This window comes from Pseudomonas sp. NY15181 (assembly GCF_048068055.1).
Taxonomy (GTDB): Bacteria; Pseudomonadota; Gammaproteobacteria; order Pseudomonadales; family Pseudomonadaceae; genus Pseudomonas.
This window is the reverse complement of sequence record NZ_JBLUPT010000002.1, coordinates 494972-516314: the sequence shown is the minus strand read 5'-3', so window position 1 is coordinate 516314 and position 21343 is coordinate 494972. Positions and strand designations below refer to the sequence as shown.

Below are 21343 nucleotides of genomic sequence, written 5' to 3'. Positions count from 1 at the left end.
TTACTCGGCCGTCGAGGAAGGGGCGGTCTTGGATGGGGCTGGCGGTACCGGATCATAACCACCGGGATGCCAGGGGTGGCAGCGGCCGAGGCGACGAGCGGCCAGCCAGCCACCACGCAGGAGGCCATGGGTTTCGATGGCTTCCTGCGCGTAGCAGGAACAGCTGGGGTAGAAACGACAGTGCATGCCCATCAAGGGACTGATGGCGTAGCGGTAAAACTGGATCGGTAACAAAGCCAGTCTACGCATGGGAACTGTCGGCCACTCCCGGAGATTCTGTCGTAGGTTCCGGGCTGGGCCGATTGCGCAACAGGCGCTTCCAGAGCTTGCCGAACTGCTGGTGCAGTTCCTCATTCTCCAGATCGCCGAGGCCCTTGCGCGCGATGACCACGATATCCAGGCCGGCCAGCTTCTGCTGGTTGTGGCGGAAGGATTCGCGGAGAAGGCGTTTGAGGCGGTTACGCTCGACGGCGAGCTTGACGTTCTTCTTGCCGATCACCAGGCCGAGGCGGGGGTGATCAAGACCGTTTTCGCGCGCCAGCAGCAGGATGTGCTTGCCGGGAACCTTGGAGGTGGGGGAGTCGAAGACCGCTGTGAAGTGCCGGGCTGTCAGAAGACGTTTATCCCGGTCGAAGCCTTGACTCACCACCTGTGTCGGACAAATCAGACGGTCAGACGCTTACGGCCCTTGGCGCGACGACGCGACAGAACCTGACGACCGTTCTTGGTGGCCATGCGAGCGCGGAAACCGTGGACGCGAGCGCGCTTGAGGGTGCTGGGTTGGAAAGTACGTTTCATGATTCGGTACCTGGGTTGACGACTTGAGGTCGCAGTGACCCCGTTTAAAGAGACCGGCGATTCTAGTGAAATCGAGCGGTCAGGTCAATTTCCAACCAGCGGCGGATACAAATATGAATAGAAAGGGGGAAATCTCTTTTTCAAAGATTGAAGCGATGATTGTGTTTAGGGATGCCCAAGGCTGTGCATAACTTGATACAGGCCGCGCTATCAGGTGGCTTCGCCGAATGATAACCCTGTCCGGAACGGGTGGGTGGCCTGTGTGACCCCGGTTGGAAAGCTGGGTATGGAAGACTGTTTTTTCCACAGGGATTTTTTCCACAGGACGATCACCAGACCCATCCCCTGCCTCATTCAGGTGTTATCCACAAGGCTCATGGAGATATTATCCGACCACTGGCGAAATCATTAACACCTTGATTTTGCTTGTGTCCAAGCGTGTTTCTCATGTGGATAAGTTGGTCCGGCGAGGCTACAATAGCGGTCTGTTTCGCTTTGCGACTTCTTTTGGGGGATATCCGTGTCCGTGGAACTTTGGCAGCAGTGCGTGGAGCTTCTGCGCGACGAGCTGCCGTCCCAGCAATTCAACACCTGGATCCGACCTCTGCAGGTCGAGGCCGAAGGTGAGGAGCTGCGCGTCTACGCACCCAATCGCTTCGTGCTCGATTGGGTCAACGAGAAGTACATGGGCCGCATGCTCGAGTTGCTCAGTGAGCGTGGCAATGGCCAGATCCCGGCCCTGTCGCTGCTGATCGGTAGCCGGCGCAGCCGTACTCCGCGTCCCGCGCTGGTTCCGCAGAGCCATGTCAGCGTGCCGCCGTCTCCCGCGCCAGCGGTCGTGGTGGCTCCGGCCGCCGTCGCTCCCGTGCCTGTCGCTCCGGTTGTCGCGGAGCCGCAACCGGCACCCGCACAGCCGGTCGTCCAAGCGCTGCCTGATCTGGATGAGTCCAGCCCGGGTATCGACCCGCTGGCCGCAGCCATGCCCGCGGCGGCAGTTCGCACCGAGCGCAACGTGCAGGTAGAAGGTGCGCTCAAGCACACCAGCTATCTCAATCGCACCTTCACCTTCGAGAACTTCGTCGAAGGTAAATCCAACCAGCTGGCCCGCGCCGCGGCCTGGCAGGTCGCGGACAACCTCAAGCACGGCTACAACCCGCTTTTCCTTTATGGCGGCGTCGGCCTGGGCAAGACTCACCTGATGCACGCTGTGGGTAACCATCTGCTGAAGAAGAACCCCAATGCCAAGGTCGTGTACCTGCATTCGGAGCGTTTCGTCGCGGACATGGTGAAAGCGCTGCAGCTCAACGCCATCAACGAATTCAAGCGCTTCTACCGTTCGGTGGATGCGCTGCTGATCGACGACATCCAGTTCTTCGCCCGCAAGGAGCGTTCCCAGGAGGAGTTTTTCCACACCTTCAACGCTCTTCTCGAAGGCGGTCAGCAGGTCATCCTGACCAGCGACCGCTACCCGAAGGAGATCGAAGGCCTGGAAGAGCGCCTGAAATCGCGCTTCGGCTGGGGCCTGACCGTGGCCGTGGAGCCGCCGGAACTGGAAACCCGCGTGGCGATCCTGATGAAGAAGGCCGAACAGGCCAAGGTCGAGCTGCCGCACGACGCCGCGTTCTTCATCGCCCAGCGCATTCGCTCCAACGTGCGTGAGCTGGAAGGCGCGCTCAAGCGTGTGATCGCCCACTCCCACTTCATGGGCCGGCCGATCACCATCGAGCTGATCCGCGAGTCGCTGAAGGACCTGCTGGCCCTGCAGGACAAGCTGGTCAGCATCGACAATATCCAGCGCACTGTCGCCGAGTACTACAAGATCAAGATCGCCGACCTGCTGTCCAAGCGCCGTTCGCGCTCGGTGGCGCGTCCGCGTCAGGTTGCCATGGCACTCTCCAAGGAACTGACCAACCACAGCCTGCCGGAAATCGGCGTGGCCTTCGGCGGTCGGGACCACACCACGGTGCTGCACGCCTGTCGTAAGATCGCTCAACTCAAGGAATCCGACGCGGATATCCGCGAGGACTACAAGAACCTGCTGCGTACTCTGACCACCTGACGCAGCCTCACGAGGCAAGGGACTAGACCATGCATTTCACTATTCAACGCGAAGCTCTGTTGAAACCCCTGCAACTGGTCGCTGGCGTTGTCGAGCGCCGCCAGACGCTGCCGGTTCTTTCCAACGTCCTGCTGGTCGTCGAAGGTCAGCAGCTGTCGCTGACCGGCACCGACCTCGAAGTCGAACTGGTTGGTCGTGTGACCCTGGAAGATGCCGCCGAACCGGGCGAGATCACCGTGCCGGCGCGCAAGCTGATGGACATCTGCAAGAGCCTGCCCAGCGACGCCGTGATCGACATCCGCGTCGACGAGCAGAAGCTCCTGGTGAAGGCCGGCCGCAGCCGCTTCACCCTCTCGACTCTGCCGGCCAATGATTTCCCCACCGTGGAAGAAGGCCCGGGCTCGCTGACCTTCAGCCTGGTGCAGAGCAAGCTGCGCCGTCTGATTGACCGCACCAGCTTCGCCATGGCTCAGCAGGACGTACGTTACTACCTCAACGGCATGCTGCTGGAAGTGGGCGGCGGCACCCTGCGCGCCGTCGCCACCGACGGTCACCGCCTGGCCATGTGCTCGCTGAGCAATGGCGTGCCGGAAGCCCAGGATCGCCACCAGGTGATCGTGCCGCGCAAGGGTATCCTCGAACTGGCCCGTCTGCTCACCGAGCAGGACGGCGAAGTGTCCATCGTGCTCGGTCAGCACCACATTCGAGCGACCACCGGCGAGTTCACCTTCACCTCCAAGCTGGTCGACGGCAAATTTCCGGACTACGAGCGAGTACTGCCCAAGGGCGGTGACAAGCTGGTCATCGGCGACCGCCAGGTTCTGCGTGAAGCCTTCAGCCGTACCGCGATTCTGTCCAACGAAAAGTACCGCGGCATTCGTCTGCAGCTCTCCAACGGCCTTCTGAAAATCCAGGCGAACAACCCGGAGCAGGAAGAAGCGGAAGAAGAAGTGCAGGTCGACTACAACGGCGGCAGCCTGGAAATCGGTTTCAACGTCAGCTATCTGCTGGACGTCCTGGGTGTGATGGGTACCGAGCAGGTGCGCATGATCCTCTCCGACGCCAACAGCAGTGCGCTGGTGCAGGAAGCGGACAACGACGACTCTGCCTATGTCGTCATGCCGATGCGCCTCTGACGCGTATCGATGTCCCTGACCCGCATTTCGGTCACCGCGGTGCGCAACCTGCACCCGGTGACCTTCTCCCCTTCCCCCCGCATCAACATCCTCTACGGCGAAAACGGCAGCGGTAAAACCAGCGTGCTGGAAGCCATTCACCTGCTCGGCCTCGCCCGCTCCTTCCGCAGCCTTCGCCTGCAACCGGTCATCCAGTACGACGAACCGGCCTGTACGGTCTTCGGACAGGTGCGCCTGGGCAATGGCTTCGACAGCAGCCTGGGCGTTTCACGGGATCGCCAGGGTGAGTTCCAGATTCGCATCGACGGGCAGAATGCTCGCAGTGCTGCGCAGCTGGCTGAAACCCTGCCGCTGCAGTTGATCAATCCGGACAGTTTCCGTCTGCTCGAAGGTTCGCCCAAGGTTCGTCGGCAGTTCCTCGACTGGGGAGTGTTCCACGTGGAACAACGCTTCATGGTCGCCTGGCAGAGGCTGCAGAAGGCCCTGCGGCAGCGGAACTCGTGGCTCCGACATGGTAAACTGGACGGTGCTTCGCAGGCTGCGTGGGACCGCGAATTATGCTCGGCGAGCGACGAAATCGACGCCTATCGACGGTCCTATATCCAGGCGCTCAAACCCCAGTTCGAGAAGACGCTGGCGGAGCTCATCCAACTGGATGAGCTGACGCTCAGTTATTACCGGGGGTGGGACAAGGAGCGAGACCTGAGCGAAGTATTGTCCGCCAGCCTGCTGCGCGATCAGCAGATGGGACACACCCAGGCGGGGCCGCAACGGGCGGACCTGAGGATTCGCCTTGGGGGACACAACGCCGCGGAGATCCTGTCCCGTGGCCAACAGAAACTGGTGGTCTGCGCGCTGCGGATCGCCCAAGGGCACCTGATCAACCAGGCCAAGCGCGGGCAATGCGTTTACCTGGTAGACGACCTGCCCTCTGAATTGGATGAGAAGCATCGGCTGTCGTTATGCCGACTTCTCGAAGATCTGGGTTGCCAGGTATTCATCACCTGCGTCGACCCGCACTTATTGAAAGACGGCTGGCGAACGGAAACGCCAGTGTCGATGTTCCACGTGGAACATGGGCGAGTCTCTCAGGACACTACCATCGGGAGTGAAGAATGAGCGAGAACACCTACGACTCTTCCAGCATCAAGGTGCTGAAGGGGCTGGACGCCGTACGCAAGCGTCCGGGCATGTACATCGGTGACACCGACGACGGCACTGGCCTGCACCACATGGTCTTCGAGGTCGTGGACAACTCGATCGACGAAGCGCTGGCCGGCTACTGCAGCGAGATCAGCATCACCATTCACACCGATGAATCCATCACCGTACGTGACAACGGCCGCGGTATTCCGGTGGATATCCACAAGGAAGAAGGGATTTCCGCCGCCGAGGTCATCATGACCGTGCTGCACGCCGGCGGTAAGTTCGACGACAACAGCTATAAGGTTTCCGGTGGTCTGCACGGTGTGGGTGTGTCGGTGGTGAACGCCCTCTCCCACGAGCTGCGCCTGACCATCCGCCGTGAAGGCAAGGTCTGGGAGCAGGTCTACCACCATGGCGTTCCGCAGTTCCCGTTGCGCCCGGTGGGCGACACCGAGGGCTCCGGCACCGAGGTGCACTTCAAACCGTCCCCGGAAACCTTCCACAACATCCACTTCAGCTGGGACATCCTGGCCAAGCGGATTCGCGAGCTGTCCTTCCTGAACTCTGGCGTCGGCATCGTCCTGCGCGACGAGCGTGCGGGCAAGGAAGAGCTATTCAAATACGAGGGTGGCCTGCGTGCTTTCGTCGAGTACCTGAACACCAACAAGACCGCGGTGAACCAGGTCTTCCACTTCAACTGCCAGCGCGAAGAAGACGGCGTCGGCGTGGAAGTTGCCCTGCAGTGGAACGACAGCTTCAACGAGAACATCCTCTGCTTCACCAACAACATTCCCCAGCGTGACGGTGGTACCCACCTGGCGGGCTTCCGCTCTGCCCTCACCCGTCACCTGAACAACTACATCGAACAGGAAGGCCTGGCGAAGAAGTTCAAGATCGCTACCACTGGCGATGACGCCCGCGAAGGTCTGACCGCGATCATTTCGGTGAAGGTGCCGGATCCGAAGTTCAGCTCCCAGACCAAGGACAAGCTGGTTTCCTCGGAGGTGAAGACCGCCGTGGAACAGGAGATGGGCAAGTACTTCGCCGACTTCCTGCTGGAGAACCCGAACGAAGCCAAGGCCGTGGTCGGCAAGATGATCGACGCTGCCCGCGCCCGTGAGGCCGCGCGCAAGGCCCGTGAGATGACCCGCCGCAAGGGCGCGCTGGACATCGCCGGCCTGCCGGGCAAGCTCGCCGACTGCCAGGAGAAGGACCCCGCCCTCTCCGAGCTGTACATCGTGGAAGGTGACTCCGCGGGCGGTTCTGCGAAGCAGGGCCGTAACCGCAAGACCCAGGCGATCCTGCCGCTCAAGGGCAAGATCCTCAACGTCGAGAAAGCTCGCTTCGACAAGATGCTGTCTTCCCAGGAGGTTGGCACCCTGATCACCGCGCTGGGCTGCGGTATCGGTCGCGAGGAGTACAACATCGACAAGCTGCGTTACCACAACATCATCATCATGACCGATGCTGACGTCGACGGTTCGCACATCCGTACTCTGCTGCTGACCTTCTTCTTCCGTCAGCTGCCCGAGCTGGTCGAGCGCGGCTACATCTATATCGCCCAGCCGCCGCTGTACAAGGTGAAGAAAGGCAAGCAGGAGCAGTACATCAAGGACGACGTGGCCATGGAGGAGTACATGACCCAGTCGGCCCTCGAGGAAGCCAGCGTGCACGTCAACGAAAGCGCTCCGGGCCTGTCCGGCGAAGCGCTGGAGAAGCTGGTCAACGAGTACCGCGGCGTGATGCGTACCCTCGCCCGCCTGTCCCGTCTGTACCCGCAGGACCTGACCGAGCACTTCATCTACCTGCCGCGCATCGAGGCCGACAAGCTCGGTGACCAGGCTGTCATGCAGGCGTGGATCGAGCAGTTCCAGGCGCGCCTGAAGGCCGTCGAAAAGTCCGGCCTGACCTACAAGGTCAGCCTGCGCGAAGACCGCGAGCGCCACCTGTGGCTGCCGGAAGTCGAGATGATCGCCCATGGTCTGTCGAACTACGTCACCTTCAACCGCGACTTCTTCGCCAGCAACGATTACCGCGCGGTAACCGAGCTGGGCGCCAAGCTGAACAGCCTGATGGAAGACGGCGCCTACGTGCAGAAGGGCGAGCGCAAGAAGACCGTATCGAGCTTCAAGGAAGCCCTGGACTGGTTGATGGCCGAAGGTACCAAGCGCCACAGCATCCAGCGATACAAAGGTCTGGGCGAGATGAACCCGGAGCAGCTGTGGGAAACCACCATGGACCCGAACGTGCGTCGCATGCTGAAGGTCACCATCGAGGACGCCATCGCTGCCGACCAGCTGTTCAACACGCTGATGGGCGATGCCGTGGAGCCGCGCCGCGACTTCATCGAAAGCAATGCCCTGGCGGTGTCGAACCTGGACGTCTGAGTCACTGTCTAGGGGCACATTACATGTCCCAAATGGGCGGGTTAATGTCCCATTTCATGAAGCACAAACCCCGGCATAAAGCCGGGGTTTTTCTTTATATAACAGGCAGATACTGTTATCCCTATCGGCCCCAGCTTTCTTCGGCCAACATGCTCGCGTTGAGTTGGTCACGATAAGTCCGCCATTGCGGCAGGTGTTGATCTAACAGAGCCTGGAAGCGTTCGTTATGGTAGCGCTCCAAGAGGTGTGTCAGTTCGTGAACAAGGATGTACTCCAGGCACTGAACGGGCTTCTTGGCCAGTTCTAGATTGAGCCAAATACGCCTGGCTTCGATATTGCAGGTGCCCCACTTGGTCTTCATCCGTTTGATGCCCAAAGCTCGCACTTCAACGCCTAACTTCGGCTGCCACTTATCCAGTAGTTCCGGCACCAGGCGCTTCAACTCGACCCGATAGAAGTCGTGCAGCACCTGCTCGCGCCGTTCAGCGCAGGTCTCAGGGCGCACAAAAAGGTCCATGCATGCTTTTCCGCGCAGCGCTATGCGCAGGACTGCGCCGCTTCTCTCGTGAACACGCAGGCGATACCGCTGCCCCAGGAAGTAATGGCTCTCGCCACTGACCATGCGTCGCTGGGATTGCCGGGGCTGGGCCTGAAACTTCGCACGCTGGCGCTTGATCCAGCCCAGCTTGCCCACCACCGCCAGACGTACGGCTTCGTCATCTACCGCTAACGGCGCAGCCACACGCACGCGCCCCAGCGGTGGATAAACGCCCAGGTGTAGGTTCTTGATCGGCTTGTGCACGACCTCCACGGTCAAACCGCTGACCGTGATGTTGCGGGACTCAATACTCATGCTGATGCTTTACCAGTTCCAGCAAGGCATCCAGCCGTTCGTTGTCCTGTCCTGCCGAATAGTCGCCTAAGCTCTCAGCGGCGTCCTTGCCCCACTGATCCAGCGCATTCTTGATCGCCAGGCGCACGCGTTTGATCTTCATGGCGTTACCGCGCCAGTCGTCCTGCCGGCTGTCCAGCACGGCAGTATCTACGGCCAGCGCTAAGCCGGCGTTCTGCCCGAGGTTGTCATACAGCGCCCTGCGGGCTGGACTATTGATCGAGCCAGGGTAGTTGCTCGAACTGGTCGGGTTCTTGGCTTGCTGAGTCAGCTTCACCACCTCATCCAGGTATTCCTGGTAGCTGATGGCGTCTTCCTTGCGCTTGGCAATCAGTGCATCCAGCAGTGAAGACATGGTCTCGTAGTACTTCGGGTTGATCGGCGACTCATCGATGATCAGCTTGCGCACGTTGTTTTCGATGGTCTCGGCTACGGCTTCCTGGCTTTCACGAATGCCCTTGGGCAGCGCGTCGACAGCACCTATGCCACGCTCCACGATTAGCTGGATCAGCGACATATCATCGAAGGCAGAGATCTTCTCGCTTTCGTCGGCACGGATGTAGGTGTCGATCAAAAAGCGCATGTCCGGCTCGTAGGCCTTCAGATCGATGTAGTCGCCACTGGCGAGCTTCACCTCGTCGCGCGCCTTGGTGAAGTGATCGACCTCATCCTTGATCTCGCTGATTTCCTTGGCGCTGTAGCCTGCCTCTTCAAGCTCGTTAGCCAGATTGCCGAAGCACCGAATCAGCGCCGAGGTCATCTTGTACAGGTTCAGGCGCTTGGGCTCATTGGCCTTGAGTACCTCGGCGTTACCCGAGTCGGTGCCGCAGAAGAATCGGATATAGGCTGGCGTATCCTTGGGTTTCTCAACCGGCTCGCACAGAGCTTTGATCGCCTCGCGGGCTTCCTCTAGGTCTTCCTGGGCTTTGCTCAGTCGGTCTTCAAGCAGGCCTGCCACATCGGCCTTGTCGTAACCGTCCAGTGCACCGCTGGTGTAGTCGCCAATCGCGCCTTCCAGCTGCTTGAACAAGTCCTTGTAGTCGATGATGTAGCCGTACTGCTTGTCCTCACCATCCAGGCGGTTAACCCGGCAGATGGCCTGGAACAGGCCGTGGTCGCGCATCTGCTTGTCGATGTACAGGTAGGTCGCGGAAGGTGCGTCGAAGCCAGTCAGCAGCTTGTCTACCACGATGAGCAGGCGCATCTGTCCCGGCTCTTTGATGAAGCGCTGCTTGACCTCTTTCTCGAAGGATTCCGGGTCTTTATCGCCGAGCATCTGGTTGTAAATTTCATACTGGCGCAGCTTCTCGGTCAGCCCTTCACCGGTGGCTTCGCCCTTAATATCAGCGGGCGAAGGTTTGTAGCTGGTGATGATGGCGCACTTGTCGCCCATACCGGCCTTGCAGAACAACTCATAGCACTTGCAGGCCTCGAAGATGCTGCTAGTGACCAGCATGGCATTGCCCCGGCCATCGGCCAGGCGGTGCTTGGTGGCCATATCCATCAAGATGTCGGCGACGATCTTCTCCAGCCGCGACTGGCTCGAAAGCACTTTCTGCATGGTGCCCCAGCGCTGCTTGAGCTGGGCCTTGGCCAAGTCGTTCAGGCCCTTGGTCTTGGCCTCGAACCACTGATCGATCTTCTGCTGCGAGGTGATGTTCTGGTCGATGTCGCGAGCTTCGTAGCGCAGGTCGAGCACTACGCCATCGGACACCGCCTCATCGAACTTGTAGGTGTGGATGTAGCTGCCAAATACTTCGATGCTCTTCTGCTTGTCGGCCTTGAGTAGTGGCGTGCCGGTAAAGCCGATAAGCACGGTATTGGGCAGGATGGCTTTCATTGCCTTGTGTAGCTCACCGGACTGCGTGCGGTGGCACTCATCGACGAACACATAGAGGTCGCCCTTGGCGCGGAAGTCAGTCGGCAGACTCTTGCGCAGCTCCTCCATAAAGCCTTCCACATCGGCATCCTCGCGGGCACCGAACTTGTGGATCAGCGAGCACAGCAACCAGGGCGATGGCTGGTTGAGCTTGTCGATCAGATCGGCGCCGCTGGTGGTACGGTAAATCTGTTCGTTGACGCCGGTAAACACTTTCTCGATCTGCTCATCCAGCTCGGTGCGGTCGGTGATGATCAGCACCCGCGAGTCCTGGATATTTTCTCGAATCCACTTGGTCAGCCAAACCATGGTCAGGGATTTACCCGAGCCTTGGGTGTGCCAGATGATCCCGCCTTCGCGCCGATGCAGGTAGCGCTGCGCCTCGCGGATGCCGAAGTACTGGTTATGCCGGCAGAGCTTCTTCACCCCACTGTCGAACACGATGTAGTCATGGATCAGCTCCAGAAAGCGCGCCTTGTTGCACAGCTGAAGCAGATGCCGATCCAGTAGATTATCGGCAGCGGCGCTCTCCTCGCTTTCTTCCTTCCAGGTCAGGTAGTACTTCTCGCCGGTCTGGATGGTGCCATAGCGCAGGCCCTGGGTATCGTTGCCGGCCATCACGTACTGCATAGTGGAGAAGAACGGCTGGATAAATTCAGCCTTCTGGTTATCCAGGTTCTGCCGGATGCCCTCGTTCACCGCAACCTTGGAGCGCTTCAGTTCTAGTACACCCAGGGCAATACCGTTTACATAGAGCACGATGTCCGGGCGCTTGCTGTAGCCGAAGCGCGACTAACGGTAGAGGAAGTGGAGCAGCAAATCATGAAATGGGCGGCGGATGTGTACATGCAGCAGCCCTTGTACCGGCTAGAGGAGCGATTCGGCCCAAGGACGTCACCTGCACTGGCGTTGACAATGCTGAAACAACAGCACGTGGTCCTGCCTCCCCCGGATCCGGAGCGTTTTCGTGCCGCGTGCCTCCGCTACAACAGTCAATTGATGACGTTGTCGCGTGAAGGTGTTTGCTGTGATGGTGAAAAATTCCAGAGCCCTGCGCTGGGGGCGTTGTACCGCGAGCTGGGGCCCAAGCAAAAAGTTGAGGTTCGCTATAACCCGCTGGACTGCACCGAAGTATCGGTTGTGCATCCGCGTGATCCCCAACAGGTCATTCAAGCGTTCAATCGACGCCCAGGCATGCCCAGAATCAGCTTTGATGACGCGCGTGCCGCTCGCCGCCGGAACTATCGCAGTGATGCCGAGATGTCGGGTGAGCAGTATCACCTGGATCACATCGAACAATTGCGTGCCTTCCAGAATCAGTCGAAATCGCGGCGGATGCAGGATCGCAATCGTGCGGCACGAGGACAGGCTCGTGCGGCGGCAGCGCGAGAGTTGGACCAAGCCGCGATAGCGCCGAACACTACTTCGCCGGTCACAGCCCCGGCTACCCCGATTGCTGCACCCCGCCGTAAGAAAGGGGGGGCGCAATGAGCATCGCCAGCACGGAGCTGATCGTCCACCAGCAATTTGGTCAGGCGCTGGAGCGGGCTCACCGGGTTATTCATCGAGCGTTGGCGGGAGAATCGCTGATGTTGCCGATTTTTGGACCGACGCGGGTGGGCAAATCCCAGCTCGTTGATGAGCTGGTAGCCGCTTATCCGAGCCAATTGGTGGACGGGGTGCGTCGACAGCCATTGGTGCGGGTGAAGGTCCTGGGGCGGCCGACCCGTCGGAGCCTCTCCGAAGCGGTGTTGATGGCGCTGAATACGCGTCGTTATGGGCGGGCCAGCGCTGATGAGCTGATGTCGAGAGTCTGCGATTTGCTGCGCGTCGTGGGCACGCGGGTATTGCTGTTCGAGGAGATGCAGCAGTTCGTCGAAGGCATGTCTGCCAAAGCGACGCGAGAGGCTTCGGACTGGTTGAAAATCATGGCAGAGGAATTGGGCATCACCCTGATTTTGGTGGGTCTGCCGATCACGAGTGAGATTTTTCTGCGCAACGAGCAACTGCGCGACCGTGCCGAGCGTGTCCAGGAAATCCGGCCGTACAATTGGAACGACCCGCAACAGCAACGGGAATTCCAACAGACCCTAAATGCGCTGCTGGAGGCCTACCTGGAGGCAGGTTGGCTGCTCCCGGTTGCGCAGGACCCGGAACTCTTGGCGCGTGTATACGGCTCTTGTCTGGGGCGGGTCGGCATGCTGTTCAAGCTGTTTGTTGCCGTCGAGCATCTGGCACGCAAGCACGTCCTCGATTTCGCTTTGCTGGCCAGAGCGCATGAGGAAGCGATTCAGACCGACTTCTTCCAATTCAATCCCTTCGATCAGCGTCGAACCCTGACGCACAACTTGCTGGTGGAGAGCTATGTGCGTGTGCTGACCGAGGCACACATGTCAATTCCAAAGGTGCGCCAAGCCGAGGTGGTGGCATGAGCTTGCCTGTCCTCGTAGCCCCGCTTTCTGATGAAAGCCTGCCCGGCTGGCTGATGCGTACCAGTGAACGCAATGTTATTCCCAGTGCGATCCAGCTTCTGCGCTCGCTTGGGTTTAAGCCTCGTGTCGACTATCCCACGAAACAAGTGGAGGTATTGGCCGAAGAGTGTGGCGTTGCAGTTGAAAGCATCCTGCTTCGAAATCCTGCGCGTCGGTCGACGACGCCCCTCCTACGTCATCGGTTTCAGCGCAACACCGGCACACCGGTATGCCCGGCGTGTCTGGCGGAGCAGGCTTACTTGCGCCAGGCTTGGAGCCACGACCTGATCGTCACCTGTCCCCACCATAATGTCGGCTTGGTCGATGTCTGTCCGAGTTGTGAGACCCCGTTGACGATGGACCGTCAGCGCGTGGATACCTGCGATTGCGGGCAGACCTTGTGCGAGATGCCCACTCAGCCCGCCTCGCCGGCAGAATTGGCTATTGCAGCCCTGCTACAAGAGCTGCCGCACCCTGCGAGGCAGAGCTTGCCGGTAGCCTTCCGAGAGGGAGTTACCCCAGCCGACATGTCAGAGTTTCTTGAATTCCTAGAGGCCCATTTGGGCGGGGAATCGACTGCCAGCAAACCCCGGAAGTCGCCTCGGCCGAAGACGCTGATTGAATCGCGTAGCTGGATCGCTCGGCTGTGGCCTCTGCTCGCAGACTGGCCGCAGGGTTTTACTGCGGCCATCGATCAGCGTCTTCAGCGGACGGAGGGGCCCGGTCTCGCCAAGCGTCTGGGCAGTTGGTATCGCACACTGCACAAGGAATTTGCTACACCGCCCTATGCTTTCGTCCGCGACACGCTGGCACAACACACGGCGACGCACTTCGACGGCCATCTCAACTTGCGTCTGAGCACCATCGACCCGAAGCACGTCGAAGAAAAGTGCTGGCTGTCTCCGGCAGAAGCCGGTCGCTTCATTGGCGTGGGTGCCGAATTGCTGCGTGCAGCAGTGCTCAGTGGCGAGGTCAAAGGAAAACTCACGGTGTCAGGGGCGAACCGCTTCGTTTCGCTGCATCGCGACGAAGTCGAAACCATACGCCGCAATCGTCTGGCCTATCTGACGGCGACTGACGTCCGCAATCGCCTGGGGGTATCGAAGGTACTCTTCCAGCGCTTGTTGCAAGCCGGTGCGCTGCGTCGCTACAGCAAGCGGCAGCGGCCGCCGCTGGTATCCGCCGAGTTTCGTGAGAAAGAGGTGGATGCGCTGGTCGAGCGCTTGTCCTCGAACGTCGGTGCTCGCGCCTTGCCAGAGGAGCAGCAGCTGGGGTTGCACGACATGTCCGCGCGTCGTGGGCTGACACCGGACCAGATTATTGGCGTGCTTCAGTGCGTACTGGATGGCCGCCTCCGTCCGACGGGCCAGCTTCCCGATCTTCCTGGGTTGGCAGGCCTGCGCTTCGACCGCCGAGAGGTTGAGGCGCTGTTGGCAGCGGACGTTGAGGACGCGCACGAGCCGACGCTGCTGATTACCGACGTCGTGCGAATGCAGGGTTGGAAGCACGAAAGCATCCTGGCTTGGATCAACGCGGGCCACCTGCGCGTGGTGCACGAGCAACGCGGTCAGCAGCAGGTGACGGCGATTCCTGTTTCAGCACTGCTCGATTTCCTCTCGCGCTACCTGGTGCTGGCTGATGCGGCTGAGCGCGTCGGCAGCAAATCGAATTGGATTTTGCGGGGGTTGATGCCCGCCGGCGTCGCGGCGGTTGGCGGGGCGTCCCTACCGGGCGGTGGGCAGCGTGGGGTGTTGCTGGAGATCGATGCCCTCCTCCACGCCGCGCAGCGGAACAAGCGTCCGCAACACGAGGTGCCGCCGTGAGCGTTGTGAGTTGTGCTTGTCCGTCACCACCCAAGGCAGGAGGGTGGGTAGCGCCGTGTGCTACGCGCGGTAAAGGCCTGCGATCCAATTTATTTATCGACGTCGCTTCGTAAACCGCAGACCCCTCGTAAATCGGGGCAGTTGACGATGGGCGTGTGGTTTACGGTTCCTTGAGTGAGGGACTGATCATGCTGACACTGCGAAAACGGCAACAACTGCTGACGGCACTGCTGGAAGACTATCCCGAAGAATACATTGACGGTTACGTAATCGACGCCCGCATCGATTGCCATTGCTTGAGCGGATACATCTACAAAGCGCTCGGTTACGACAATGGCGAGCTGTTCACCGCCGACGTCGAATGCATCGTGCGGTACGCGCGTCGCTACGTTGTGCGCACTCACCACGCGGCGTATCTGATCGTCAATTTTCACCCCCAGGGCGGTCGTCGCTCGCTCCGCGAAACGCTGGCGATCTTCACGCGCGGTACCGCGCTGTCGACGCCGTTGACGCGACAGTGAACAGGAGCGTCATGATCATGCCGCAAGCCCCTGAATTGTCGGTGTATGCCGCGCGCCGGTTGGCGGCGGCTGGTCGTTATGTTTTTACCTGGCCAATCACGGCGTATCTGACGGATGTCCTGCTTCTTGCCAGGTGCGCCACCGGGCGCACTTACCACGATTGCCGGGCCGACGCCTGGGGGCAGTTTCACGATGGGCATCTCATCTGCACGTCAGCGATCTGCTTCGCCGAGCAATGCGGCCCCTACTGGTGTCTGCACACTGCCAGTGGCAGCGTCTATGTCGTGGTGACTTTTGCGGCGTGGGACGGTCGACCATCGCTCACGCGCTGGCTGGCGTCCGTCGCGCGCGGGCGAGCGCCGAGTCCAGCGGGACGGCACTGAGGGCTGGTTGGGGATTCGAACCGACTTCGCATAACACCGAATCGGTTAAACGGCGGAACAACCTCTCCCACCTAAGAGGCAGGAGTGATCGTGATGAGTGAGCAGAGCCAGACGAATTCCGACATCCACTGCGCGGTGTGCGGAGATGCGACGCGCGTGCCGAACTATGGCCAGCAGTTCGGGACCTTGCATGCGCAGTGGGGGTATGGCTCGAACCATGACGGCGAGTGTTACCGCGTGTACCTGTGTGAGTCCTGCTTCTTTGCGACATTGGCTTATCTGCGGCAGGAGCGACGGATCCAGACCATGTTTGATGATGACCAACCGGCGGATGAGCAGGCCTTTGGCCGGGTCGCCCGAGATGATTTCTGGGGCGAGTTCTAACCTACGTTCGCCGCGCGGTAGCACCAAGGTGGCTGCCGTCCACCAGCCGCAGGCGATATACAGGGGGCAAGCGATGCGTGAACAGTACGACCGAAGCCAATTGCTCGACGAGGTCTGGGCCGAACCGGTGAGTGTGGTGGCGCCACGCTATGGCCTGTCCGATGTCGGTTTGAAGAAACTCTGCGCTCGCTTACAAGTGCCGACGCCGGCGCGTGGCCATTGGGCCAAGGTAAAAGCTGGGCGTGGCATTCCGCCAAAACCGAAGCTGAAGGATTTCAAAGGTGATCCCCGTCAGCTGCTGAAACCGTTCGTTCCGCCAGCGGCAAGGGTTCCAGAGCCGGAGCTGGCAGATGAGCGTTTTCAGGCGGTGGAGGCGCGGGAAAAAGACCCGGCACATCGCATCGCCGTCCCCGTCCGGGTTACCCGTTGGCACCCTCAGGTGGCGGCCACCCGCGATGCCTTCCAAAAGCCATATAAGGACAGTCGCGGCCTCCCTCTACCCGACGGCAACGGGCTCGACATTGTTGTCTCGGTGGCACAGCGCCCCCGCGCGTTGCGCATAGCGAATACGCTGGTTCAAGCTTTGGAAGTGCGCGGTTTCCTCCTAGTGGCTGGGAGCCGGCATCTGGAGGTGGAGGTGTTCGGGGTGCGCTTGTCTTTGAGCATCGTGGAGTCAACCGCGCGCGCCGATTATGTACCCACGGCGGCTGAGCTGGCGGAGAAGGCACGTCGAGGGTGGGGCTACTGGCCTCGATACACCTATACCCCCTCGGGGCGTTTGGAAGTTCGAGGTGATGGCGGATATGGCGGCTTGATTCGGGACGGCGCACGCCAGCAAGTCGAGGAGCAGCTTAACAAGCTGGTCATCGGGATGGCCAAGCGGGCCGTGGGTATCCTGTGCCACCGTGAGGAGCGGGCCCGCGCAGAGGCGTTACGAGAGATACAGCGTCGCGAAGCGCTGGCACAGAAGGCGCTCCAGGAGTCGGAGCAGCAGAAGCTAAAGGAGCTTCGAGCCGCTGCGAAGCGCTGGCAGGAGGCGCAGCTGATCCGAGCCTACTTGGATGCCGTCGAGCAGGCCGACCGAGTGCGTGGAGATGGTTCCAGTGAAGCGCAGCGGGCCTACCTACTCTGGGCGCGGGCGAAGGCCGATTGGCTGGACCCCCTAGTCGACGCCCCCGACACCCTTTTGGACCAGGTCATTCAGGTACCGTACTGAGGGAGGCCGTGTGTGATTGAGCTGAAACCCTACCAGCCGGTTGCTCGGGAAGTCCCGAGCTACTGGCGCCATGTTGGGATACCCGCGCAGGGCGCAGAACTCATCCAGCTCGTGCGGCGGGGCTTCGACTACGCCGTGCTCGTGCGCATGGCAGAAGCGTCCGGATTTACCGTTCGGGCGCTGGCGGAAATAGCAGGGCTGTCGGACTACGCCGTCCGCCAGGCACGGCGACGTGGCCAATGGTCGTCGATGCAGAGTGACCGGCTGTTCTGGCTGGCGCGTGTGCTTGATGCCGCGCAGGGCCTGTTCGGAGGCGACTGGGGAAAGGCCCGTTATTGGCTCGTCACCCCACAGCATGGCCTAGGCGGGGGGCGTCCGGTTGAATGGTTGCGTACCGGGGTAGAGGTAAAAGCCGTCCTCGACCTCATTGGTCGAATTGGGGAGGGTGTTTTGGCTTGATCAGTAGGGTTGCCATACCCCGGGAACCGGAGCTTCTTCTGTTCAGTATGTTCCCATCGCACCATGCTTCTTTCGGCGCGGGCATTCAATTGCATCGTAGATGCAGGATGTGCTCTGCTGCACTTTGTCAAAACTATGGGCTCTGTCTGACCCCATTGCGGAACTGCTGAATTGCTTCCCCCATTGGGATGGTGATCGGTGCGTACGGAAAGCCCCCGGCATACGAAGGAATGACGAAGATGAATCGCAACGACGCAGAGCAGTTGCTCAAGACGGCTTTAAGTGATCCAGCTGCTCAATTTCGCGATGGGCAGTGGGAAGCAATTGATGCATTGGTCAATCAGCGCCAGAAGCTTTTGGTTGTGCAGCGTACGGGATGGGGAAAAAGCTCGGTCTATTTCATCAGCACGCGCATTTTGCGCGACCGTGGTATGGGCCTAACAATCATCATTTCTCCCCTTCTAGCCCTAATGCGTAACCAAATTGAGGCTGCCAATCGCTTGGGCATCCGGGCCATCACCATGAATTCCAGTAACCGCGATGACTGGGAGCAAGCGAAACAGCGGGTCTTGGCCGATCAGGTGGATTGCTTGTTAATCTCGCCCGAGCGACTCGCCAATGATGGCTTTGTGGATGAGGTTCTACAGCCGATTGCGGAGCGGATTGGCTTGATGGTTGTGGATGAAGCCCACTGTATTTCCGACTGGGGTCACGACTTTAGGCCTGATTACCGAAGAATCGTCAATATCCTGCGTTTGCTACCGGCGAATACGGCAGTTTTGGGGACCACTGCCACCGCTAACGACAGGGTGGTGACCGACATTCTCGACCAGTTGGGTGAGATCGCGATCCAGCGCGGATCGTTAGTGCGCGAGAGCTTGGCTCTGCAAACGCTGCCACAACTCGATCAGGCATCACGGTTAGCTTGGTTGGCCGAGCAGATCCCTCACTTGGAGGGGACCGGGATTGTCTACGCCCTTACCCAGAACGACGCCGATCAGGTCGCTGACTGGCTCATGAGGAACAGAATCGAAGCCGCTGCGTACCATAGCAAGATCACGCATCCTGATTTCCCCGATTCCAGCAGCTATCGCCATCACTTAGAAGAGCGATTGCTGCAAGATGACCTTAAGGTGTTGGTCGCTACAAATGCGTTGGGTATGGGGTATGACAAGCCCAACTTGGGTTTTGTGATCCATTATCAGGCGCCAGGGTCCATTGTCGCCTACTACCAGCAGGTAGGACGGGCTGGTCGAGCGATTGATCGCGCGCTGGGAGTCCTGCTTTCGGGCCCGGAAGACGACGATATTCATGCCTTTTTCAGACGCTCGGCGTTTCCTTCGCCAGAGCAAGTCGAGGAAGTTCTTGAAGCGCTCGCAAGCGCAGACGGGTTGAGCGTCTCTGCGTTGGAGAGGCACACCAACCTTGCGCAGGGGGCAATTGAAAAAGTACTGAAATATCTCAGTGTTGAAAGCCCTGCCCCCTTGATCAAAGACGGCCCCAAGTGGCATCGCACAGCTGTTCACTATCAGTTAGACGAAGAGAGGATTCTCCGCCTGACCGAGTTGCGTGAGCAGGAGTGGCAGCAGGTTCAGGAATATCTGCACGAGCGTGGTTGCTTGATGGCTTTTCTGAGAGGAGCGTTGGATGACCCAGAAACGGAAGCCTGTGGTCGATGTGCCAACTGCCTTGGCGAGTCAATTGTGCCGAACGTAACCGACGCTGGATTGGTGCACGCTGCTGCGACCTACACACGTCAAGCCGAAATGCCGATTCCACCCAGGAAGCAGACGGCATCAGGTGCGTTTCAGCAGTATGGCTTCCCCTATAATCTCCCCTCGGAAATTCAGGCTCAAGAGGGGCGAGTGCTGTCGCGCTGGCGTGACGCCGGTTGGGGGCAGCGAGTGGCAGATGGGAAGGCGTCAAACCATTTTGACGACACGCTAGTGGACGCGATGGTGGACATGATTGCCAATCGCTGGCAGCCAGAGCCGGCTCCTACGTGGGTATGTTGTGTTCCTTCCTTCGGTCACCCGGAGCTTGTACCTAATTTCGCTCGCCGGCTCGCGGCAAGACTCGATATTCCGTTTATCGACGCCGTGTGCAAGACACGTCATAACGACCCACAGAAGCTCCAACGAAATCGCTTCCATCAATGCCAAAATCTCGATGGAGTATTTGAAATCGTGGGTGATGTGCCAAACGGGCCAGTACTGCTCCTCGATGATATGGTCGATTCTGGGTGGACGTTAACGGTTATCGCAGCATTGCTCCGCCAAGCCGGAAGCGGTCCGGTTTACCCGACAGCACTCTCTTCTACGGCATCGCATGACTAATGATTAACCCTAATACCCAAGCAATCTTGTTGCTGACTGCTCATTTCTCTAAGACGTCGGGAGAGGCCAAGCCTCTCTCCCCCGGTGAGTGGGGGCGATTCGCTCTTTGGTTGAATGAGCAGGGGAACACCCCTGCACAGTTGCTCGGAGTCGATGCGCTTGCGCTATTGCGGGGGTGGTCCGATACCAAGATTCCAATAGCGCGGATCGAACAACTGCTTGGTCGCGGTCATGCGTTGGCCTTGGCAATCGAAAAGTGGAGTCGAGCAGGCATTTGGATCCTGACTCGTTCAGATCAGGATTACCCTTGGCGCCTAAAAAAATACCTGCGCACAGATGCACCGCCGGTTTTGTTTGGCTGCGGTAACGCTAAGTTACTAAACCAGGGAGGCATTGCCATCATCGGTTCGCGCAATGCGGTGGATGCAGATCTAGCTTTCACCCGAAGGGCAGGAGAAGCATTCGCCGATGCGGGCGTATCCGTAATCTCCGGCGGTGCAAGGGGGGTCGATGAGGCGGCCATGCTTGGCTGTTTGACGATTGAGGGTACGGCTTGTGGTGTCATGGCCGATAGCCTGTTGAAGGCGGTGACCTCCTCGAAGTGGCGCAGTAGCCTGATGAACAACAATCTGGTGCTCATTTCGCCCTTTCATCCAGAGGCAGGCTTCAATGCGGGTAATGCTATGGCCCGCAATAAATATATTTACTGCCTCAGCCAGGCTGCGTTGGTGGTTCACTCAGGCCTCAAAGGTGGTACTTGGAATGGGGCTGTAGAAAACCTCAAGCATGGATGGGTTCCCTTGTGGGTAAAGAGAACCACGGATCCTGATGCTGGCAATGCAGAGCTAGTGCTCAAAGGCGGTACTTGGTGTAGCGATAACGCTGATGAAATAGCCGCTATCTCGTTGCCAGCGCCTCAGCCTACCTCATCCCAACCTACGGAAGATCTATTGACCGTCGTCGATCCTCCAGAGGCGGAAGGCCTTGGGGAAGATGCTGACCAAGAAGTTTCCGCACAGTCCATCCTCCTTCGGCAGGCTGTCAACGCAGAACCCATTGAAGGTCCGGCCAGTGATGATGCGCCCCCTTCACAGGCGAGCGTACCGGTAAACGTAGTAAGCGAACGTCAAGCCGAAGCAGATAGTGAGAGCGCTCCCCTATTGTTGGAGGGGCTGACCGAATTGAGTTTCTATCGCTTGTTCCTTCACAAGCTGGAGGGGCTGGACGAGCCTCTTACCGCTGAGTCACTCGCCGAGCGTTTCGAGCTACCCAAGTCACTACTTACTCAATGGTTGAATCGAGGCGTTGATGAGGGGATCGTAAGGAAGCTCAGTAAACCCGTTCGCTTTCAGTTCCAACCTGCTAAGCAGCTCGGGTTGGGAATTGATTGATGTACTGACGCTTTTCCCTGACCAGTACAATCCCCTTTAGGTTTCTTCGGACGGCCAGCCGT

At 59.5% G+C, this 21343-nt stretch carries 17 protein-coding genes and 2 pseudogenes; 14 read left to right on the top strand and 5 right to left on the bottom strand.

Annotated features, from left to right (window positions below; genetic code table 11):
• From yidD to rpmH, 3 genes are read right to left on the bottom strand one after another with little or no spacing between them, the layout of a single operon-like run.
• Entirely contained in the window at positions 1-249 is a 249-nt protein-coding gene (gene yidD / locus ACNFBT_RS07865; protein ID WP_416748054.1) for a membrane protein insertion efficiency factor YidD, read from the bottom strand.
• Positions 242-649 carry a ribonuclease P protein component gene (gene rnpA, locus ACNFBT_RS07860; protein ID WP_207884877.1) on the bottom strand — a complete coding sequence of 136 codons (408 nt, stop codon included), beginning with the start codon at positions 647-649 and terminating at the stop codon, positions 242-244. Before rnpA ends, yidD begins: the two co-directional genes overlap by 8 nt.
• 14 nt (positions 650-663) lie before the next feature.
• On the bottom strand, positions 664-798 hold the full coding sequence (rpmH, locus tag ACNFBT_RS07855; RefSeq protein ID WP_003100258.1) for a 50S ribosomal protein L34: 135 nt from the start codon (positions 796-798) through the stop codon (positions 664-666).
• Between the two features lie 520 nt (positions 799-1318).
• On the opposite strand from rpmH, the gene dnaA reads away from it, so the two are divergent.
• From dnaA to gyrB, 4 genes and pseudogenes are all read left to right on the top strand, one after another.
• Positions 1319-2857: a chromosomal replication initiator protein DnaA gene (dnaA, locus tag ACNFBT_RS07850; protein WP_416748049.1), complete on the top strand. Its 1539-nt coding sequence runs from the start codon at positions 1319-1321 to the stop codon at positions 2855-2857.
• 29 nt (positions 2858-2886) lie between these two features.
• Positions 2887-3993 carry a DNA polymerase III subunit beta gene (gene dnaN / locus ACNFBT_RS07845; RefSeq protein WP_275609452.1) on the top strand — a complete coding sequence of 369 codons (1107 nt, stop codon included), beginning with the start codon at positions 2887-2889 and terminating at the stop codon, positions 3991-3993.
• A 9-nt stretch (positions 3994-4002) separates the two neighbouring features.
• Positions 4003-5105: pseudogene (gene recF, locus ACNFBT_RS07840) on the top strand (DNA replication/repair protein RecF).
• A gap of 3 nt (positions 5106-5108) precedes the next feature.
• Complete coding sequence (gene gyrB, locus ACNFBT_RS07835; protein WP_416748047.1) at positions 5109-7526, top strand: DNA topoisomerase (ATP-hydrolyzing) subunit B; 2418 nt, start codon at positions 5109-5111, stop codon at positions 7524-7526.
• Between the two features lie 121 nt (positions 7527-7647).
• On the opposite strand, the gene ACNFBT_RS07830 is transcribed toward gyrB, so the two are convergent.
• Both ACNFBT_RS07830 and ACNFBT_RS07825 read right to left on the bottom strand, forming a co-directional pair.
• The gene (locus ACNFBT_RS07830) at positions 7648-8379 is read right to left on the bottom strand and encodes a M48 family metallopeptidase (RefSeq protein WP_416748044.1); all 732 of its coding nucleotides are present in this window, start codon (positions 8377-8379) and stop codon (positions 7648-7650) included.
• Positions 8369-11065 (bottom strand): annotated as a pseudogene (locus ACNFBT_RS07825) (type I restriction endonuclease subunit R); the annotation flags it as partial. The pseudogene ACNFBT_RS07825 and the gene ACNFBT_RS07830, both read right to left, overlap by 11 nt.
• Before the next feature lie 147 nt (positions 11066-11212).
• On the opposite strand from ACNFBT_RS07825, the gene ACNFBT_RS07820 reads away from it, so the two are divergent.
• From ACNFBT_RS07820 to ACNFBT_RS07775, 10 genes are all read left to right on the top strand, one after another.
• The gene (locus ACNFBT_RS07820; protein WP_416748042.1) at positions 11213-11788 is read left to right on the top strand and encodes a Mu transposase C-terminal domain-containing protein; all 576 of its coding nucleotides are present in this window, start codon (positions 11213-11215) and stop codon (positions 11786-11788) included.
• Positions 11785-12729 (top strand): TniB family NTP-binding protein, encoded by a 945-nt coding sequence (locus tag ACNFBT_RS07815; RefSeq protein WP_416748040.1) that lies wholly within the window; start codon positions 11785-11787, stop codon positions 12727-12729. Before ACNFBT_RS07820 ends, ACNFBT_RS07815 begins: the two co-directional genes overlap by 4 nt.
• A complete protein-coding gene (locus tag ACNFBT_RS07810; RefSeq protein ID WP_416748038.1) occupies positions 12726-14591 on the top strand; it encodes a TniQ family protein in 1866 nt (621 codons plus the stop codon). Before ACNFBT_RS07815 ends, ACNFBT_RS07810 begins: the two co-directional genes overlap by 4 nt.
• A gap of 188 nt (positions 14592-14779) precedes the next feature.
• Positions 14780-15112: a hypothetical protein gene (locus tag ACNFBT_RS07805; protein WP_065085115.1), complete on the top strand. Its 333-nt coding sequence runs from the start codon at positions 14780-14782 to the stop codon at positions 15110-15112.
• An 11-nt stretch (positions 15113-15123) separates the two neighbouring features.
• Positions 15124-15495 (top strand): hypothetical protein, encoded by a 372-nt coding sequence (locus tag ACNFBT_RS07800; protein ID WP_416748036.1) that lies wholly within the window; start codon positions 15124-15126, stop codon positions 15493-15495.
• 93 nt (positions 15496-15588) lie between these two features.
• Positions 15589-15879, top strand: coding sequence for a hypothetical protein (locus tag ACNFBT_RS07795; protein WP_416748034.1), 291 nt, complete (start codon positions 15589-15591; stop codon positions 15877-15879).
• Between the two features lie 73 nt (positions 15880-15952).
• On the top strand, positions 15953-17095 hold the full coding sequence (locus ACNFBT_RS07790) for a hypothetical protein (protein WP_416748032.1): 1143 nt from the start codon (positions 15953-15955) through the stop codon (positions 17093-17095).
• 12 nt (positions 17096-17107) lie between these two features.
• Positions 17108-17554 carry an antitoxin Xre/MbcA/ParS toxin-binding domain-containing protein gene (locus tag ACNFBT_RS07785; protein WP_416748030.1) on the top strand — a complete coding sequence of 149 codons (447 nt, stop codon included), beginning with the start codon at positions 17108-17110 and terminating at the stop codon, positions 17552-17554.
• Positions 17555-17793: 239 nt separating this feature from the next.
• Positions 17794-19890: a RecQ family ATP-dependent DNA helicase gene (locus ACNFBT_RS07780; RefSeq protein WP_416748028.1), complete on the top strand. Its 2097-nt coding sequence runs from the start codon at positions 17794-17796 to the stop codon at positions 19888-19890.
• Positions 19890-21281, top strand: coding sequence for a DNA-processing protein DprA (locus ACNFBT_RS07775; RefSeq protein WP_416748026.1), 1392 nt, complete (start codon positions 19890-19892; stop codon positions 21279-21281). The genes ACNFBT_RS07780 and ACNFBT_RS07775 overlap by 1 nt, the downstream gene beginning before the upstream one ends.
• The last annotated feature ends 62 nt before the right edge of the window (positions 21282-21343 follow it).

Bases quoted from the DNA above. Each gene is read 5' to 3' on its own strand.
- yidD (WP_416748054.1), bottom strand. From the start codon at position 249: ATGCGTAGACTGGCTTTGTTACCGATCCAGTTTTACCGCTACGCCATC.
- rpmH (WP_003100258.1), bottom strand. From the start codon at position 798: ATGAAACGTACTTTCCAACCCAGCACCCTCAAGCGCGCTCGCGTCCAC.
- dnaN (WP_275609452.1), top strand. From the start codon at position 2,887: ATGCATTTCACTATTCAACGCGAAGCTCTGTTGAAACCCCTGCAACTG.
- gyrB (WP_416748047.1), top strand. From the start codon at position 5,109: ATGAGCGAGAACACCTACGACTCTTCCAGCATCAAGGTGCTGAAGGGG.
- ACNFBT_RS07830 (WP_416748044.1), bottom strand. From the start codon at position 8,379: ATGAGTATTGAGTCCCGCAACATCACGGTCAGCGGTTTGACCGTGGAG.
- ACNFBT_RS07820 (WP_416748042.1), top strand. From the start codon at position 11,213: ATGCTGAAACAACAGCACGTGGTCCTGCCTCCCCCGGATCCGGAGCGT.
- ACNFBT_RS07815 (WP_416748040.1), top strand. From the start codon at position 11,785: ATGAGCATCGCCAGCACGGAGCTGATCGTCCACCAGCAATTTGGTCAG.
- ACNFBT_RS07810 (WP_416748038.1), top strand. From the start codon at position 12,726: ATGAGCTTGCCTGTCCTCGTAGCCCCGCTTTCTGATGAAAGCCTGCCC.
- ACNFBT_RS07805 (WP_065085115.1), top strand. From the start codon at position 14,780: ATGCTGACACTGCGAAAACGGCAACAACTGCTGACGGCACTGCTGGAA.
- ACNFBT_RS07800 (WP_416748036.1), top strand. From the start codon at position 15,124: ATGATCATGCCGCAAGCCCCTGAATTGTCGGTGTATGCCGCGCGCCGG.
- ACNFBT_RS07795 (WP_416748034.1), top strand. From the start codon at position 15,589: ATGAGTGAGCAGAGCCAGACGAATTCCGACATCCACTGCGCGGTGTGC.
- ACNFBT_RS07790 (WP_416748032.1), top strand. From the start codon at position 15,953: ATGCGTGAACAGTACGACCGAAGCCAATTGCTCGACGAGGTCTGGGCC.
- ACNFBT_RS07780 (WP_416748028.1), top strand. From the start codon at position 17,794: ATGAATCGCAACGACGCAGAGCAGTTGCTCAAGACGGCTTTAAGTGAT.
- ACNFBT_RS07775 (WP_416748026.1), top strand. From the start codon at position 19,890: ATGATTAACCCTAATACCCAAGCAATCTTGTTGCTGACTGCTCATTTC.